The sequence below is a fragment of the Variovorax paradoxus genome (assembly GCA_016806145.1).
Classification (GTDB): Bacteria; Pseudomonadota; Gammaproteobacteria; order Burkholderiales; family Burkholderiaceae_C; genus Variovorax.
The window spans coordinates 997,810-1,013,765 of sequence record CP063167.1 but is presented as its reverse complement, the minus strand read 5'-3'; the positions used below and the strand labels follow the sequence as shown (position 1 = coordinate 1,013,765).

Genomic DNA, 15,956 nt, shown 5'->3' with positions numbered 1-15,956 from the left:
TCTCAATAAGCGTCAGGAGTATTTAAGGCCCCGCGGGCCCAGAGAGCACAACGCGAGTTGCTGCCGATAGGCACGCTGCATCGGGTCAATCAACTGTCACGCCGGATTCGTCGGTCCATCCCCTTCCGCCAAGGGCGGCAAACCCTGAACGATACGAGCCGTTTCAACGCTCACACGCACAATGCGCTTGACCAAATCCACGATGTAGCGGGGGTCGGTTGACCATTCGTTGGGGTCGTTTTTGATGCCGCTGGACTTGTCCACGGACACGGCGTAGCGCTCCATCACCCATTCGATGGCAGACTTGCCGTTGACCACATAGTCATAGGCTTCCACGGGGATGTCGCGCAGCGTCAGGTGCGGGTTGTAGAGGATGACGCTCTTGTCGGGCTTGCCATCCTTTTTGCCAAAGGCCATCTTGTCCACGCGCAGGTCGCCGGGCTCCATCACCAGCCGCTTGAATTCTTCGGTCAAGGCATAGGGCTCGATGGTCTCGTAGTTCAAATGCCACTGGCCTAGGCTGCGCCCTGCATCGCTGAATACACGGAAGTCCTTGGCGTAGGGGATGCGCGGCACCATCTTCTTGAGGTCGGTCGCAAAACGTGCCTTGTACTCGGGCGAATGCAGGATGCCGTACACGTACCAAAAGATGTCTTCCTTGGTAAGGCTGGCATCAGCGTAGCGCTTACGGAAAGCGCCCAGCGCCCAGTCGGTTATGGACTCGCGGCGCACATAGCCATCAGCATCTGCTTTGGCTTGGTCAGCGGCGGCAAACATCGCGGCCTGCGCCGTCGCATCCTGTTCCTTTACGGCCTCATACCAGTACATCGGAAAGCATTGGCCCGTGTCGGTCAAGTGCATGTTGGGAACCATGTTTGCGGCCAATACCGAGAACCCCTTGCGGTCTGCGACTCCAGTGCATGAAATCACCACATTGGAGTGTCGCGGCGTCGGGAACAACTTCGGCTGCTGGTACACCATCTCATTGAAGCGCCGGTTGAAGTACATCCATTGTTTCGCGAAGGGTCGGTACATACCCTGCGTCAGCGATGCCTCCTCAAACTCATACACTCGGCCACGTTTCGCATCGGCCTTCAACGCGCGAGTCCAGCTGATATGCCTCGGGTCGGCATCAATGGCGGTCTCCACCTCGGGCCACTGGTCTTTGGGCTTGCCCTTGCACAACTTCGCATACCTACTGCTGTCCTCGTTGAAGGCCGCAATCATGCGGCGCATGTTGGCCTCCAACGCCGCACGGCTCATGTTGTAAGCCCAAGGGTCTCGATTGGTTACGACCCCCAGTGAGTAAACCTCAAAGAGGGCATTGCCGCTATCGTCCTTGTCCCCCATGGGCACGAAACCATCGAACGCCGGGTCGCGCTGGTTAGCCCAATCGCCCTCTGCGTTGGGCTTGACGATGAGCCAGTCCATGCCGTCAATGCTGCCGAAGCGCTCGATGATGTCCAGCTTCTCCTGCTGCGTCAGATAGTCGCCAATGTCGTGATAGAGCAGTTCGCACGGACCGGCGTGCGCTGGGTCTTTAACCATGATGGAAACGACCACGGGGGTGCGTGAGCCTTCTCCAAAAATGCCGCCGCCTTCCTTACGCCTCACCTCCCCTTGCCCGAGGGCATTACCCCGCAGGTTAAAGATGTACAGATGGGTGTAATCCTGCGTCAAGCACTTGCGTAGCCCGTCCATGTTGTTGGCGTCGAGAAACGAGCCGTTGGTAACGAAAGACACAATGCCGCGTTCGCCAATGCGATTGGTTGCCCAGCGAATGGCGCGGATGTAGGAGTCGTAGAGGTTTTTCGCCAGCCTGCCCGAGGAATTCGCAGCGTATGTCTGGCGGATGCGCTCATCCAGCGTCGGATAGGCCAAGTTCTTGTTGTTGTCGTTCTCGCTGTCCTGCTGCGCCGAATACGGAGGGTTGCCCACAATCACTCGGATGGGCTCGGCCAACTGGCGCTCCACCCGCGCGTTATTCTCGGGCAGCACCACCTTGTCCACGAGGTCATTGTCCTCGGTCATCTGAAACGTGTCGGTCAATACCATGCCGTCAAACGGCAAGTACTCACCTGTGACCCCGTGGTAGGCTGTCTCGATGTTGATGGTGGCGATGTAGTAGGCCAGCAGCACGATTTCGTTGGCGTGAAGTTCGCTCTCGAACTTACGCGGCAGGTCATCCTTGCCAATCAGCCCCGACTGAATCAAACGCGCGGGGAAGGTACCCGTGCCCGAGAATGGGTCGAGGATATGCACGCCTTCGCTGCCCATCGATTCCCCGAAGTGCTTGCGCAGCGCGGCATTGGTGCTGTTTAAGATGAAGTCCACCACCTGCACGGGGGTGTACACAATGCCCAGGCGCTCGGCCATGCGCGGGAAGGCGTTATGGAAAAAGGTGTCGTATAGGTTGCGGATGATGTCTTGCTTGGACTTGTCGCTCTTGGCAAGGGCTACCCGCTCGCGCACGTTGTCATAGAACTTCGCAAGCCCCTCGGTTTCTGAACCCACGGCTGCGGCATCTAGCTTCTCCACGATGGCTTGAAGCGCGCGGCCCACGACGTTGTGCGAGGGAAACTCTGTCCCAGCAAACAGGGCCTGAAACACCGGCAGCGTGAGGATGTGCTGGGCCAGCATTTCCACTGCCTCTTCCCGACCCACGGTGGGGTTGAGGGTGTCCTGCAAGCCTTTGAGAAAACGGGCAAAGTCCTGCGCCAGCGCGGGCGATGAATCTACCAAGGCGTTGATGCGCGCTATCAGCCGCTCGGCCACCTGACCAATGCCCTTGGCCCATTCGGCCCAGTATTCGCGGTCGCCCAACTTCTTGGGGATGGCGGCATAGACGGCTTCGTTGATGGCGTCGATGGGCAGCGTCGGGAACTCCATCGGCAGGTCTGCCTGGTCGCCCTTGCGGTCGTCGCCGCCCTTCTTATTGTCGGGGTCGGCAATGACCTTGATTTTGCGGCGGAACTCGGCTTCATCCACGAGGCTCTCATCGTGCGCGCGCAGTGCCTTGATGACTTTCCAAATGCCCTTGAACTGAGGGTCGCTGTCGATGTAGTTGTTGTAGTCCTTGACGCGCTCGGACGGGATGCACACGGGCAGGATGATGTAGCCGAATTGCTTGCCCTCGGCCTTGCGCATGACTCGGCCCACGGACTGCACGATGTCCACGATAGATTCGCGGGTGTCAAAGAACACCACGGCATCCAGCGCAGGCACGTCGATGCCTTCGGACAGGCAACGCGCATTGGTAAGGATGCGGCATTGCCCCTCTCCAACATCAGCTTTGAGCCATTCCAGCGCTGTTTGCCGTTTGAGGGCATTCATGGTGCCGTCAACGTGCTGCAACTGGCAGGCCACCATGTCCTGCAAGGCTTCGTCCTGCCCTTCCTGCTGCGGGTGCGCCTGCTGGTAGGTCTGAACCAATTGCCCAAAGACTTCCTGCATCTGCTTGGAGTCCTTGATGGACTTGGAGAAAGCCACGGCGCGGCGCATGGGAGCGGCGTCTTGGGTGATGGCGTCCTCTTGCCCGTCATCGTCCACCGCCACCAGCCCCTTCTTGGAAAGCCCTTTCCAACTGCCAATAATCTTGGTGGCAAAATTGATGTCGATGGCTTTTTTGTCGTCAATCTTGTAGGCGTTGTTGTAGTTGTTGGCCAGCTTCGCCATTTCCTCCTCTTTGACCGCGACAATCAGCACCTTGTATTCGGTCAACAGGTCTCTGGATACTGCCTTGCCGAAGCCCAGGCGGTAGAACTCTTGGCCGTAGGTTTCCGCATCGTCCATGGAGAAAAGGACGGCATCGGCTTCGTTGGCCTTGGTCTTGGACTTGTCCGCAAAGATGCGCGGCGTGGCCGTCATGTAGAGGCGTTTTTTGGCCTCAACGATGGCGTTGTTATGCACCTTCACGAACTCGGAAGGGTCTTCGCTGGGCAATGTCAAGCCGGTGGTGCGGTGGGCCTCGTCGCACACAATCAAGTCGAACTCGCCCAGCCCCGCCTTCTGCGCATCTCCCACCACCTGAATGGATTGGTAGGTGGAAAACACAACGGTGCGCCGTCCCTTGGATAGCGCAGCAGCTGCTTTGCTCAACCGCTTGGAATCGGTGGTGGCGGGATAGGCCAGGTCATGGGTGCTGATGTCTTCTTCGTCCCTACCTACCTTGGAATCGGAACACACGACGAAAGCATGAAAGGGCTCTACGCTCTCGGCAGTCCATTCCCGCAGGGACTGCGCCACCAAGGAAATCGACGGGGCCAGGAACAACACGCGGCCATCGGCTGGCACTTCGTTTTCCATCATGCGTAGCGCGGTGAAGGTCTTGCCCGTACCGCAGGCCATGATGAGTTTGCCCCGGTCTGCTTTGGCAAAGCCTTCGGCCACGGATGCAATGGCCTCGTGCTGATGCTCGCGGGGTTGCTTCTTCTTTTTGAGCCTAATGTCCTTAATGTTGGACAGGCTAAACTGGCTCCAATCAATTGGGCTTTCCGCAAGTTCTTTGAACCATAGCCGGGAAACGGAAATCACCTGATTGGCGAGGGCGTCGTCGGCGTGCTTGCTCCACTTGTCGGTGGTGGAAACAACGATGCGGTGGGCAAAGCTGCGTTCCCCATCATTGGTGGCGAACTTCTTGCCTGAGGCCGTAAAAAACGAGTCGATGTCGGCCTTCTGCAACGAATAACCGGGGTCAAAAAATTTGCACTGGATGGCCCAGTAGTCGCCCGTGCCACGCTCTCGCGCCACCAGGTCAATGCCTACGTCGGTGTTCCAACGGTCGGGCCATTCCTCCCACAGCCAGACATCGGCCAGGCGGTCAGCGTACTGCGGGTCGGTCAGCAGGTAGTTAGCTATGAGCTTTTCGAATTGGGTGCCCTTGTCTCGGTTGCTGCGAGCGGCCTCGGCCAGTTCGTCCAGTAGTTCTTGGAATGTCATGCGCTCAGTCTTTTTTGGTTTTGCATGGTGTTGCGAGATTCCGCCGTATCTCCAACAGATGTTGGGTGCAGCCCGCCAAGGCATATTCGGCGCTTCGTGACTTGGGAGCTTTTCCGTAGCAGGGTTTCTCAACGTTCTGGTTCATGCCCTAATTAGTGTTCTTCCCTGCTGCGGGTGCCGGCGGCATGGCAATGCCTTCGCGCTCGCAGTGCTGCAAGACCAACCGCTCTAACATGTTCGAGAGCGTGCGGTGCTCGCGCTCGGCGGCCAAGCGCAGGAGGTCCTTGACCTCCAGCGACATGCGCAGATTGACCGGGGCGGTCTTGCGTTCAGATATCCGGGGCATGTTTTACGTCGTCTTTACAGAATTCAGAATGTATCCGATAGCCGAAGGTCACGGAATAGAGGGTCGACTGTCCGCGCAACAAAAATGCCGCCCCACGGGGCGGCAGAGCAAGTGGGCTCGCCGGCTTGGCAAGTCCGCGAGGCGAACGTTTTTGCTCAATCTTCTCCGCGCCTGACCCAGTTCTTGCGTTGCAGCGCGCGCATCGGGCTCGTGCTGGTAGTGCTCACGACGGCCGCTCGCGTTTCGTTATACAAGTCGCCGAGCATGGAACGGGCTTGTTTGGGGAACAGGGCGTGTACCGTGAAGAAATGGTTGTCTTCCGTCAAAAAACAACTGCGGCGGCGTTGGGCGTCATGGAAGAAGTCCAGGTCGTCATTGTCCAAACTCAGCACGCTGTAGATGCCGGTGCGCTCCAGCTGAAGGAGGTCGGGAGTGCACCGGGAGGTGTACGTCAGGGGCGGGACGTCTTCCCATTGGACTTCGAAGAAGGAGTGAAGGCCGGTGGCTAGGGACAGATGCATTGCGTCCTTGCGTTTAGGGGCGAGGCGAATCTGCACCAGGTCTCGGTTAATGTAGAGGTGCGGTGTGTCCAAAACTTCGCAATAGTCGTCGTGCGTGCCATCGAAGAGTGCTTTGTTGTCAATCGAGCTCATGAGATGAGGTTTCCTTTTCCGGGTTCGCCAGGACGCATCTGGCTGTGGTCGAAGATGTGAAGACCGTCGAGGGATTGATGCGCTCCGACACGGCGGTTCATCCGTGTGGGCGACTTGGGTCTAAGTGAAGCGCTTTAGAGCCCGCGGCGCTTGGTCTAAAGCGATTCAGCCGCAAGCACCGCCCAGACTTTTTTCGTCAAAATTGCCGCCGCCATCCCCAGAAGGGAAAGGCGCCACGAGGGCGCCTTCAAATCAGTGGGGTTCCGCGCTTCCAAGAAGCGCCAGTGCCACACTGCGCATGAGATGCGAGGTGGCCCCATCGGTCGCAACGAGTGCGACATGGGCCTCTTGAACAGCGGTGCCGGGCAACAATGTTCTGACGGCTGCAGGAGGCAAGAGCATGCTTGTGGCTTGAATCAGATTGAGCGCGATTTCTTCCTTCGACGAAGGGCGTGACTGGCTCGCGAGTTCTCGGAGTCGACCGGTTTCTAGGAACTGGTACCGGAGGCTCATATGCACGGCCTGGCGAGTCTCCTCCACGTCCAGGAGCCATCCGATGCGATTGCCGACGATGCAGTAGTCGAGCCATTCGGGAGCCTGGTCGCCGACCAGCGGCACGGCGGTGCGCAGCTGTACCGGGCTGATCTGCAGAATAGCCAGCGCGAGCATGGCGCCACACGGCATCGGATACACCATGAGGTGCGGCGTTGGGGCGGGGCGGCGTGCCGACTCGAACTTCTGGATGACTGCATCCGGCAGCGTTTGTCGCAGCAGCCACGCTGGCAAGTCGGGGTGCTGGGGCGAACTCGCCTGTTCATATGCCGCACCAGCTGGGTTGAGGATGGAAGCGAGGTGGAATCGCGACAAGAGTTCATGTGCGGTCGTAGGGTCCATGAAACGGTCTTTCTGGTAGTTGATGGCCTGTGACTGCGTGTAGTCACCTCCTCTACATGTTTTCCAGATAGACGACCCGGGCAGACTTGAGGGCGAGAAAGCGGGCGACGTCATGGACATGGAAGGCATCTGGATGTCCATCCACGTGCGGTTGGGTCTGCAGGCAACTAGAACGCTCGAACTCCTGCCGAAGCGGCTGTGGGAGTTCGCTGCTCAGGCAGTACTGTGTGCCGCGGTCGAGATGGACCGGAGGTATTGCCGTGCAGGCCAATTTGGCGTCCGCGGCAGCGCGCCACAGCACGTACTGGGCGAGGCGCCAGGGCGTCACAGCGGCAGGGCCATGGGCGGGCCAGGTTCCCAGGCGGTCTTCCCATGTGTGTTGTTCGTCCCAAGCTTCGAAGAGTCGCCAGCAGGTGAGGTTTTGAAACGGTCCATTACCCATGCTTAGCGTCAGCTGAGCCTCGAGCAGGGCAGGGCGGAGGTCAAGGGAACCTGCGGGCCGTTTACTGAGCGCTGCGCCGATGCCGCGAGCGACCAAGATTGGCAGGGCGACGAAGGCGGACCTTTCAAGCCTGAAGCGACCGCGTAGGGCTGGCGTGTGCTCGCCCGCGAGCAGTTCACACCGATAGGTCATCGTTTCTGCCGCATCGCCGACGCAGGCCATGCGGCCGTCGACGGTCGTGAAGACGTGTCTCCGTGTGCTGTAGCGCAGTTGGAATGTGAGCATCGGGCGGTTTTTGGGATGCGAAGGCAAGGGCTGCCGCACTGTGTCGGCACCGACCATGAAGTCGCAAGCCCAGACAACCGGAAGCTTTACTTCAGCCGCCAGCTGACTCCCTTGAGCTCTCTACACGTGCGGGCGGCGCTGTGCCGTTGCAGACCTGTACGAATTCATGAGGAAAAAGCAACCGAGATTGGAGAGCGTCTCCGCGCGAGGCGCGAATGAAGCGCTATTGATGGCCGAGGCCAGACGACGAGGCGATACGCAGGTAGCTCTGGCGCAGCAACTTGGTGTGAGCTACGAGCGGCTTGGGCAATGGCGCCGCGGAGAGGTGGCACTACGGGCGGCTCGGCGGTCAGTCCATGAGCGAGCGGCGTACTACATGCGCGTGCCGGTCGTCGTGGTCCTCGCGCTCGCGGAGTGCTTTGTGGCTCGAGATTTTCTATGGCCATCTCAAGATAGTGCTCTCGAGCGCCTTGCCCTGGAACTCGATACCATGCGACAGGACCTTGTCATTTCGGCATTCATGCCGGAGTCGTTGGCCGCTGCACCGGTCGAAGTCCAGTGGTTCGTCGTATGGCTGTACAAGGACCTCAAGAACTCTCTGGGCGCCGATTTACACCATTGGCACGAATCGTTGCGCGCGCTAGGCGGGCAACCAGTCTGAGCCAAATTGGCCCTGGGTGTTGATTCCGCGCCCCCCGAAGGGGCGCGTCTTACCAGTCGACCGAGGCTTTGCCGAGCAATTGATGGAAACGACTGAGTTCGGCCAGGACCGGTCATGCCCTCCAGTTGACCCAAAGCGGACGGTCGGCTCCGACGCAGAATTCTGTTATTCGAAAAACTGAGAGACTCAATGTCCGCCAAGCGAAAGTCAAGGATGCCCTCAGCGCAGTAGAAGACGCTTTGTGTGCATTGAGCAGGCGGCGCAAGCAGCCTCAAGCGAGCCAAAAATTTTGCTCGCGCAATACGCGAACTCCGGGATGCGGAGACGCTTCTTCAACGAGCCGTCAGGGAAGTCGGTCGCTTGGAATCGCCGTAACTCGCCGGGCAGGACCCGTAGCGGTCAGAAGCCGTCGTTACACGCGCGTAGGCCCGTCGAAGAGACATCCGAACCGCGAGCTCCCTCGCGCACATCGCGCGCCCATTGGATGGGCGTCATTCTTGTGAGAAGGCCTTCGCGGCCTCCCTGGCATGGCCACTCGTCGTTACACTCCCAAAGGTCATCGACCAGAGGAGAAAGGCAGGGACTTGCGCGGTACATCTTGCACTCCAGGGCGCGTTAGCGCCCCAACACAGCCATCGTCACCGCCGGAGCGCCGGTCGATGTGCAACTCTCCCAAGATGGAGACTGGGGCGGCTGTCCTCACTGACCAGTTGCTAAATAACCTCTCGATTTCCGACCTGCGGGGGCGGATTGCTGCAGTAGGTAGCCCTGACGACCACATCGTCTATGGCTACGTCATCGCCACCGTTCGGCCTACAGGTAGTGGCTTTCGTCAGACGGGGAGCGGACCGAACTTCGAGGGTGGATTCGTGACGCTGTGCACGTGCAAGCACGGCATGCGCACTACCCGGTCAGCGCAGCAGTGGTCAGACCAGTACACATGGATTGTGGGAATGACAGGTTGGAGCGCCCCATTCAGCAAGCGCCAGTCGCTGGTATACCTCATGCGAGTGGGTGAGGCCTACGATTCCCAGGCAAGCTTGGTAGCAGCGCTTCATGCTTCGGGTCGAGGCCACGTCGTCGAAGCGAAGGCGTCCACGGGCAATCAAATCGGCGACATCATGGTACCTATCGCCGGCAGGACGAAGCTCAACGTCTATGACCCGGCCAGCTATGAGACCCCCGTTCTTGGTCATGCCCACCGACGCAACGCCGACACGACTGACTGGCACGAAGACATCAACTACGTCGCGCTAGGCGGAGCTCGCCCGGCCATGCTGGTGGGGGACCCCGAATTGACGTTTGTCTGGACGCATCCAATGGTGCAGCGCCGGCGGCCGGGGCCGACCAGGCCATATCGGCGATGGACCATGTCGGAGTTTCTGGATGACCTGGACGGAGTCCAATCGTGAACTTCATCCACGCACGGCGCTGGTCGACGTGGAGCGGACGCGCCCATGCGGGCGCTGAAAGAAGCAGGTCAAAACATCAGGGACTGACGACAACCGTATTTGAGAGAAGGGACATGGCGTGAGCGGAAAACTCGAATCAGACAGCGCACTGAAGTCGGCGCTGAACGTCGCGACAGCAAGTAGCGCTGCGTCAAAAGGCGCACAGGACTGGTTCGCCCGCCTAGGCGCTTTCTTTTCCGAGGTGAAGGCCGGCATCCCGTCCAAACTAAACGAACCGCAGTTTCTGCTGCGCCTGTGGGACGACAACCCCGTCTCCGCCACTGGCAACGGCACCGTCAAGATGGCTCCCGCTCTATCCTACGCGGGGTTCCGCGAATGGTTTGCCGAGCAAGTCACGACGCCCCTTCCCGCCGGCGACGTGGAGGCAGAAACCGCACTCATTCAACTCTATGACAAGCTTTCTAAGCGACTCAAGGCACTGTGCGGGCGAACGCCCGTCTGAAGCTCAACCGCGTCTTGTGCGCTATCTATCCAAAACACCTTACCTCCCTTGCAGATGTCGGCGTGCTGCTCAAGTTGCATGAGGAGATGGGAGGCAATACCCAGGACCATCCCATCCAAGCCCATAGGGCCATTCGTTCGCGTATTGACGCGGCCCTCGGCCCAGTGGCAGAAGGCGAGGAGCAGGAAATTGCCAGGCGTGTCTGCCTGCCCTGGCTTCTGTTTGAGCGTATCGACAGCGAATCATCGTCGACTGACAAAGACCAGCAAGAAGTCCTAGCTCCCACAGGATTGAAGCCGCTGCCGGCAACGCTTCGCCGCAAGGGCCTAACCGCGATGAAGGGGGATTTCAGACGCTTCTCAGCTTCATGGAGGACCTTCGTGAGGGGGTCTCTCGCGATGAGTTTGCAGCGCTCATGAAGCAGGCCAACCCCGACCTGTCGGACAGTAGTCTGAATACGGCCATCAACGTCGTTGCGCGTGAGTTCGACTTGTGTAGGCGTGAGGGTGACACATACCGGCTGAGCGCACTCGGGCTCAATCTGCTGCAAACACTCGACCAGAATGAGCTCGCCGACCATCTGCTTACGAAGATACATGGCGTAGACAACCTTCTCACACACCTCGCGACAACACCAGCCTCCAAGCCAGAACTGGTGGAGTTCCTCCGGGACGTCAATCCAGGCTCGACTTCCGACTTCGCGCCGACCTCTCAAATTGGCTGGATGGTGAGTTTGGAACTCATCGAACTTGCGGAGAACAAGCAGTACGTCCTTACAGACCGGGGCCGCGAGTGGGCGGCACTAGTGACGTGGACAACCCAGACACTTCCCAAGCCGGCAAAAATTGGAACCACCAAGCTCGTCAAGAGCACGGTCGGCGTGCTGCAAGTACCGTCCCAAGCCGATGTGACCAAGCGGGTCCAAGACCTTGCCGAGAAACGACTGCGCTTCGACCCGAAACTGATTGCTCAGCTTCACGCCGGTCTGTGGTCACAGTCCGTGAGGCATTTCGCTGTGCTGGCCGGCATCTCTGGCTCAGGCAAGACGCAACTGGCTCTGACCTACGCGCTCGCACTGACCGGCAGCATGCAGGCCGACAGCGCGTTCGTGAAGGTAATTCCAGTGCAGCCAGGGTGGTACGACCCAAGCCCGCTGTTGGGCTACGTGAATCCGATTCAGGACAACTCGTATCGCAGTGCCCCATTCTTGGACCTTCTACTCCGAGCTGCCGACGACCCGCAGCACATCTATGTCGCCATCCTGGACGAAATGAACCTGTCGCACCCAGAGCAGTACCTAGCTCCAGTGCTTTCCGCAATGGAGACGCACGGGTGGCTGGAACTGCATCAGCTCAGCGCCGAGGTGTCGGGCGTCTCGCAGCGTGCGCAGTACCCGTCGAATCTGGCAATCATCGGCACCGTCAACATGGACGAGACGACTCACGGCTTGAGCGACAAGGTATTGGACCGGGCCTACACATTGGAATTCTGGGACATCGATGTAACCGCATTTCCGGGATGGTCAACCATCAACTTGTCGTCCGCGCTGAAGGACAAGGCTAAGTCGGTACTGGAACAGGTAGCCGCCGCCTTGGCACCGGTGAGGTTGCATTTCGGCTGGCGCACCATTGACGATGTGCTGAACTACCTTTCCTTCCAATCGGGCCTGGAAGAGACCGATGCACTCGATGCGGTCGTCTATGCCAAGGTGCTTCCGAAGTTGCGCGGCGACACCGCGCCCCGATTCCTGAAAGCGCTTGAGGAGACGCGCTCTGTGCTGGCGACTGCCGGTCTGAAGCGTTGTGAGCAGAAGGTCCTTGCAATGCAGGAGGACCTTAAGGCCGCTGGGTCGGCAATGTACTGGCGCTAACGGCAATGTTGCACATCCGCCCCGCCGCTCAGCGTGGTAGCGACATGGGGTCGCTCGTGCGCCTCGACAACCTCATTTCTGGGCTGCGCGAGGACACTGACGACCTTATTGCGACACAGGAGTTTCACCCGCGCGAGCGCCTGTTCGTGGACGACGTTGAACTATTGCGCGGCGCTGATGACGTCTACCGTTGGCGTCCCTGCTTCTACGCAGGCCGCGTACTAGCTGAACTGGTTTCGCCTTCCGGCTCTCGCCAACATTATTGGCTGGATGTCGGTCCTTCGACGAGCAAGAGCGGCGACGAGTGCTTCGCCCAAATGGTCGCGCAGATTCGCTCCTTCAATTCGGCCCTGCTCGGCGGGCAATCCGATGCAACTATGGCCTTCGGCCGCGACGGTCGTTCGGGTATTTTCAGCGACGACATTGCACTTTCACGACTGCGAACGTACGGACCTGCATTTCTGCATGCCCTCGCCGCCATCGCTGCGAAACCTCACCGGTCCATTGCAGCCGATTCAACACTGCTGCCACTCTCGCGCATTCGACGACTACACCACAGGTCCCTACTTGACCGACGCATCGCCACCATCGCCCACGGCGTGCCGACGTCCGACGCTGCCTTCGATGACATCCAGCTACGCAGCCTCACATCAACCCCGACATTCGACACCCCAGCGAACCGAGCACTACTCGCCCTCGCCCGCCGTGTGCTCGCGGCTCTGGTGCGCTTGCGTGAGCGAGTCACCATGTTCACGCTGACAGGCGACCGCAATGAACAGCTCGCACGTGTGCAGCGGCGCGAACAGGACTTGGGTGAACTTCAAGAGCGCATACACCTCCTATTGGCCAAGCCGCCATTTTCCGAAGTGTCTCCAAGCGAGCCCACCGCGGCAGGATTGACCCAGATGGCGGCCCATCCGCTGTACAGCCGAGCTTGGCGACTGGGCTCGATGGCGCTGGCAAGCGGCGTGGAAGGTGACAGCGAGCAAGACATGCTGCACGTGACGCACTCCTGGGGTATCTACGAAACGTGGTGCTACCTTGCCGTGCTGGAAACCGTGGCCAACACCTTCGGCTGCGTCAGTTGCCAATTCGTGCCAGAGGCCGTTTCGGCGCAGTTGGCACACCGGTGTGCTCTCCCTGATGGAAGGCAGCTGGACATGTATTTCCAAGCTCAGTTCCCGGCCGAGAGCCCGCCATCAAAAGCGCGTCGGTTGGAGCATCTCGCGCGAGCGTAGGCCAGACATACTCCTCGTGCTGAGGACTGGTAGTGAACGCCGCGCCATGATTCTTGATGCTAAGTGGCGAAGCGGTCGCGAAAACGTCCTGCAGGTAATGGAGTCGGCTCACATTTATCACGATGCGCTCAGGCTCAATGGTCGCAGACCATCGCCTTGCGTCCTTGTTCTCCCCGGCGATGCTGCCGTGGAGTCACTGGGCAAGCTCGATTTCATCAAGGCTCACGGCGTGGGAGCACTGGGTGGCATCGCTGCGGGCGAAGCCGGCTTGCTGCAGCTGGCAAATTTGCTAACGTGGTGGGCTCAATCTAGTCCGACGAGTGAGTCGCCCGACGCGTGGGTGTAACGAAAGAAACTGGAGGCCTAGTGCGACTGGCGCGAGGCGGCCCAAAAGTGGACGTTGGCTTCGCCTTGGAAGTTTATGTCCACGGGATGCCGCGCCAGACCGCTCAAAGTAGATATGAGTCAATCACTTGATGAGCGTCGCGACCTGCCGTTTCGGGGCACGCAGTTGTGATAGCGCGCGTACTGAAGCGTTCCACAGAATATTAGACACGCCTGAACATGGACAACTCTCTAGCATCGAAGCTCCGAATGGGTTCCCAAGTCGACGTTGCGCGTCAGCTAGGTGTCATTGCGACCCAATTCTCCGAGGTGGCAGACTTGATTGCGGTCCGTATTCCTCGAGCGTAACAAAGCCTGGCGTTGCTCAACCTCTCGCGTAGATTCGCGCACGAACTTTTCCGTCTTGTGACCTGCTCCCCATAGGGCGTACCAGTTGAAGGTTAGTAGAGTCCGTTTTCAGAGAAAGAACGGACACGAAGAAGAGCAGATTCACCGACGAGCAGATCATCGGATTTCTCAGGCAGGCTGAGGGCGGTATGGCGATCAAGGAACTGTGTCGCCTGGGCGGCTTCAGCGATGCGACCTTCTACAAGTTGCGCGCCAAGTTCGGCGGCATGCAGGCCAGTGAGGCCACGCGGCTGCGTGACATCGAGAGCGAGAACGCCAAGCTCAAGAAATTGCTGGCTGAAGCCCACCTGCACATCGAAGCACTGAAGGTGGGCCTCGGGGTAAAGCGCTGACCCCGCAGGCCAGGCGCCAGGCCGCTGCCAGGATGGTTGAGGAACTGTCCATCAGCGAGCGCCGCGCCTGTCGCTATGCGGGGTTGTCCAGGACCAGCTACCGAGAGCCGCCCAACATGGATGAGGCCACGGCCAGCCTGATCACGCGCATCGTCGAACTGGCGCATGAGCGCAGACGCTTTGGCTACCGGCGCATCCAAGATCTGTTGAGCCTTGAGGGTCATCAGGTGGACCACAAGCGCGTGTGGCGGCTGTACAAGTTGGCCAACTTGTCGGTGCGCAAGCGCCGCAAGGTCAAGCGGGGCACCGGCGAGCGCCAGCCGCTGGCAGCCAGCCGACACATCAACGAAACCTGGAGCATGGACTTCGTGATGGATGCACTGTCCAACGGCCGGCGCATCAAATGCCTGACGGTGGTGGACGACTTCAGCCGCGAGTGCGTGGAAATTGCAGTGGACCACGGCATGGGTGGCGAGTACGTCGTGCGCTTGCTGGACCAGGCAGCGCAGTTCCGCGGCTACCCGTTGGCGATCCGCACCGACCAGGGGCCGGAGTTCACCAGCCGGGCCTTCGTGGCCTGGGCCGCTGCGCGTGGCGTTCGGCACCTGCTCAACGACGCGGGCTGTCCGACCCAGAACGCCTATATCGAGAGCTTCAACGGCAAGTTCCGCGATGAATGCCTGAACGAACAGTGGTTCGAGTCGCTCGCGCAGGCCAGGCGAGAGATCGCCCGGTGGCGACGCGACTACAACGAGGTGCGGCCCCACAGTTCGCTGGGCCGAATCCCGCCAGCCAGGTTCGCCGCCTTGCATCGCCAGCGCGCTGGCGATGCAAGGCAATCGCCGGAGATCAAGTAGTCTCCACAGCCTTGGACTCTCTAACTCAATATTGGTACGTTTGAAGGGGGCAGGTCACGCGAAGCGAGGGCGATATATGTGAGAAGGAGAGGGTACGAGGCGCGTGGATCAGGATACGTTAATCAAATAGCTCAGCAACAGATTGCAGTGATGCTTGCATTTACTGAAAGATCCAATAATGATTCAAAGCTGTCAATGCCTCTTACCGCGAAGCGGATGCTGACCTACTACGATATTCTCACCACCTCGATGTCTGTGGGCGACAAGGCAACGGCGCTGAATCCACAAGGCAGATTTGTCCAGACGGCTCCCGCCAGTCCCTTGGCTTCCGCCCATGCGACTATCGTTTCCGCCTCTCCGCCGTGCGACCTGCCGCTTCGCTTGTCCCAACAGCCGATCTCGGTCTCGATCCATTCGGGGCTCGCTTTTTGGTGTTCGCGCACGCCAAGTTGCTGCCGCGCTGTCGCAACGTCCACGGCGTCGGCTATCGCCCACAGCGTCTGCACCCTCGGCGTGTCCTTGCAGATCACCAGCGTGATCCTGCGTCCGCCTGATTCCCGCGCGAATTCGACCGGCAGCGATGGACCGTCCTTACGCCATTCGCTCAGAAGCGGCAGGTCGCGTGCGTCCCAGACGAGAGAGCCCCAGCCGATGGACGCAATACGGTTTTCTTCGTTCATGGGTGCTTGACACCACACGACTCAGCCTCGTGCCAGCGGCCCAGGCTGCGCGCCCGGGGCCTTCCACCTGAACCGTCGCTTGCACCGACGGAC

General features: G+C 59.6%; 12 protein-coding genes. 6 read left to right on the top strand and 6 right to left on the bottom strand.

What is annotated here, in order from left to right:
* Nucleotides 1–96 precede the first annotated feature (96 nt).
* From INQ48_35700 to INQ48_35680, 5 genes are all read right to left on the bottom strand, one after another.
* Entirely contained in the window at nt 97–4,938 is a 4,842-nt protein-coding gene (locus INQ48_35700) for a DEAD/DEAH box helicase (protein QRF62840.1), read from the bottom strand.
* A gap of 148 nt (nt 4,939–5,086) precedes the next feature.
* On the bottom strand, nt 5,087–5,275 hold the full coding sequence (locus INQ48_35695) for a hypothetical protein (GenBank protein ID QRF63100.1): 189 nt from the start codon (nt 5,273–5,275) through the stop codon (nt 5,087–5,089).
* A gap of 164 nt (nt 5,276–5,439) precedes the next feature.
* Nucleotides 5,440–5,937 carry a hypothetical protein gene (locus INQ48_35690; GenBank protein ID QRF62839.1) on the bottom strand — a complete coding sequence of 166 codons (498 nt, stop codon included), beginning with the start codon at nt 5,935–5,937 and terminating at the stop codon, nt 5,440–5,442.
* Nucleotides 5,938–6,189: 252 nt separating this feature from the next.
* Complete coding sequence (locus tag INQ48_35685) at nt 6,190–6,831, bottom strand: hypothetical protein (protein QRF62838.1); 642 nt, start codon at nt 6,829–6,831, stop codon at nt 6,190–6,192.
* 52 nt (nt 6,832–6,883) lie between these two features.
* On the bottom strand, nt 6,884–7,558 hold the full coding sequence (locus INQ48_35680; protein QRF62837.1) for a hypothetical protein: 675 nt from the start codon (nt 7,556–7,558) through the stop codon (nt 6,884–6,886).
* 229 nt (nt 7,559–7,787) lie between these two features.
* Here INQ48_35680 and INQ48_35675 point away from each other — a divergent pair, with 229 nt between their 5' ends.
* The 6 genes from INQ48_35675 to INQ48_35650 all read left to right on the top strand — a co-directional run bounded on the left by INQ48_35675 (nt 7,788) and on the right by INQ48_35650 (nt 15,183).
* Nucleotides 7,788–8,219, top strand: coding sequence for a hypothetical protein (locus tag INQ48_35675; protein QRF62836.1), 432 nt, complete (start codon nt 7,788–7,790; stop codon nt 8,217–8,219).
* 659 nt (nt 8,220–8,878) lie between these two features.
* Nucleotides 8,879–9,631 carry a hypothetical protein gene (locus tag INQ48_35670; GenBank protein ID QRF62835.1) on the top strand — a complete coding sequence of 251 codons (753 nt, stop codon included), beginning with the start codon at nt 8,879–8,881 and terminating at the stop codon, nt 9,629–9,631.
* A gap of 118 nt (nt 9,632–9,749) precedes the next feature.
* Nucleotides 9,750–10,133: a hypothetical protein gene (locus tag INQ48_35665; protein QRF62834.1), complete on the top strand. Its 384-nt coding sequence runs from the start codon at nt 9,750–9,752 to the stop codon at nt 10,131–10,133.
* 415 nt (nt 10,134–10,548) lie between these two features.
* Nucleotides 10,549–12,003: a hypothetical protein gene (locus tag INQ48_35660; protein ID QRF62833.1), complete on the top strand. Its 1,455-nt coding sequence runs from the start codon at nt 10,549–10,551 to the stop codon at nt 12,001–12,003.
* Nucleotides 12,004–12,008: 5 nt separating this feature from the next.
* A complete protein-coding gene (locus INQ48_35655; protein QRF62832.1) occupies nt 12,009–13,241 on the top strand; it encodes a DUF2357 domain-containing protein in 1,233 nt (410 codons plus the stop codon).
* Between the two features lie 881 nt (nt 13,242–14,122).
* Nucleotides 14,123–15,183 (top strand): IS3 family transposase gene (locus tag INQ48_35650; GenBank protein QRF62831.1). Its coding sequence is split into 2 segments (ribosomal slippage): nt 14,123–14,315 and nt 14,315–15,183, totalling 1,062 coding nucleotides; the frame shifts between segments, so codons are not numbered across the junction.
* A 227-nt stretch (nt 15,184–15,410) separates the two neighbouring features.
* Here INQ48_35650 and INQ48_35645 read toward each other — a convergent pair.
* The gene (locus INQ48_35645; protein QRF62830.1) at nt 15,411–15,863 is read right to left on the bottom strand and encodes a hypothetical protein; all 453 of its coding nucleotides are present in this window, start codon (nt 15,861–15,863) and stop codon (nt 15,411–15,413) included.
* Nucleotides 15,864–15,956: the final 93 nt, after the last annotated feature.

Bases quoted from the DNA above. Each gene is read 5' to 3' on its own strand.
- INQ48_35680 (QRF62837.1), bottom strand. From the start codon at position 7,558: ATGCTCACATTCCAACTGCGCTACAGCACACGGAGACACGTCTTCACG.
- INQ48_35655 (QRF62832.1), top strand. From the start codon at position 12,009: ATGTTGCACATCCGCCCCGCCGCTCAGCGTGGTAGCGACATGGGGTCG.
- INQ48_35675 (QRF62836.1), top strand. From the start codon at position 7,788: ATGGCCGAGGCCAGACGACGAGGCGATACGCAGGTAGCTCTGGCGCAG.
- INQ48_35700 (QRF62840.1), bottom strand. From the start codon at position 4,938: ATGACATTCCAAGAACTACTGGACGAACTGGCCGAGGCCGCTCGCAGC.
- INQ48_35690 (QRF62839.1), bottom strand. From the start codon at position 5,937: ATGAGCTCGATTGACAACAAAGCACTCTTCGATGGCACGCACGACGAC.
- INQ48_35685 (QRF62838.1), bottom strand. From the start codon at position 6,831: ATGGACCCTACGACCGCACATGAACTCTTGTCGCGATTCCACCTCGCT.
- INQ48_35645 (QRF62830.1), bottom strand. From the start codon at position 15,863: ATGAACGAAGAAAACCGTATTGCGTCCATCGGCTGGGGCTCTCTCGTC.
- INQ48_35670 (QRF62835.1), top strand. From the start codon at position 8,879: ATGTGCAACTCTCCCAAGATGGAGACTGGGGCGGCTGTCCTCACTGAC.
- INQ48_35660 (QRF62833.1), top strand. From the start codon at position 10,549: ATGAAGCAGGCCAACCCCGACCTGTCGGACAGTAGTCTGAATACGGCC.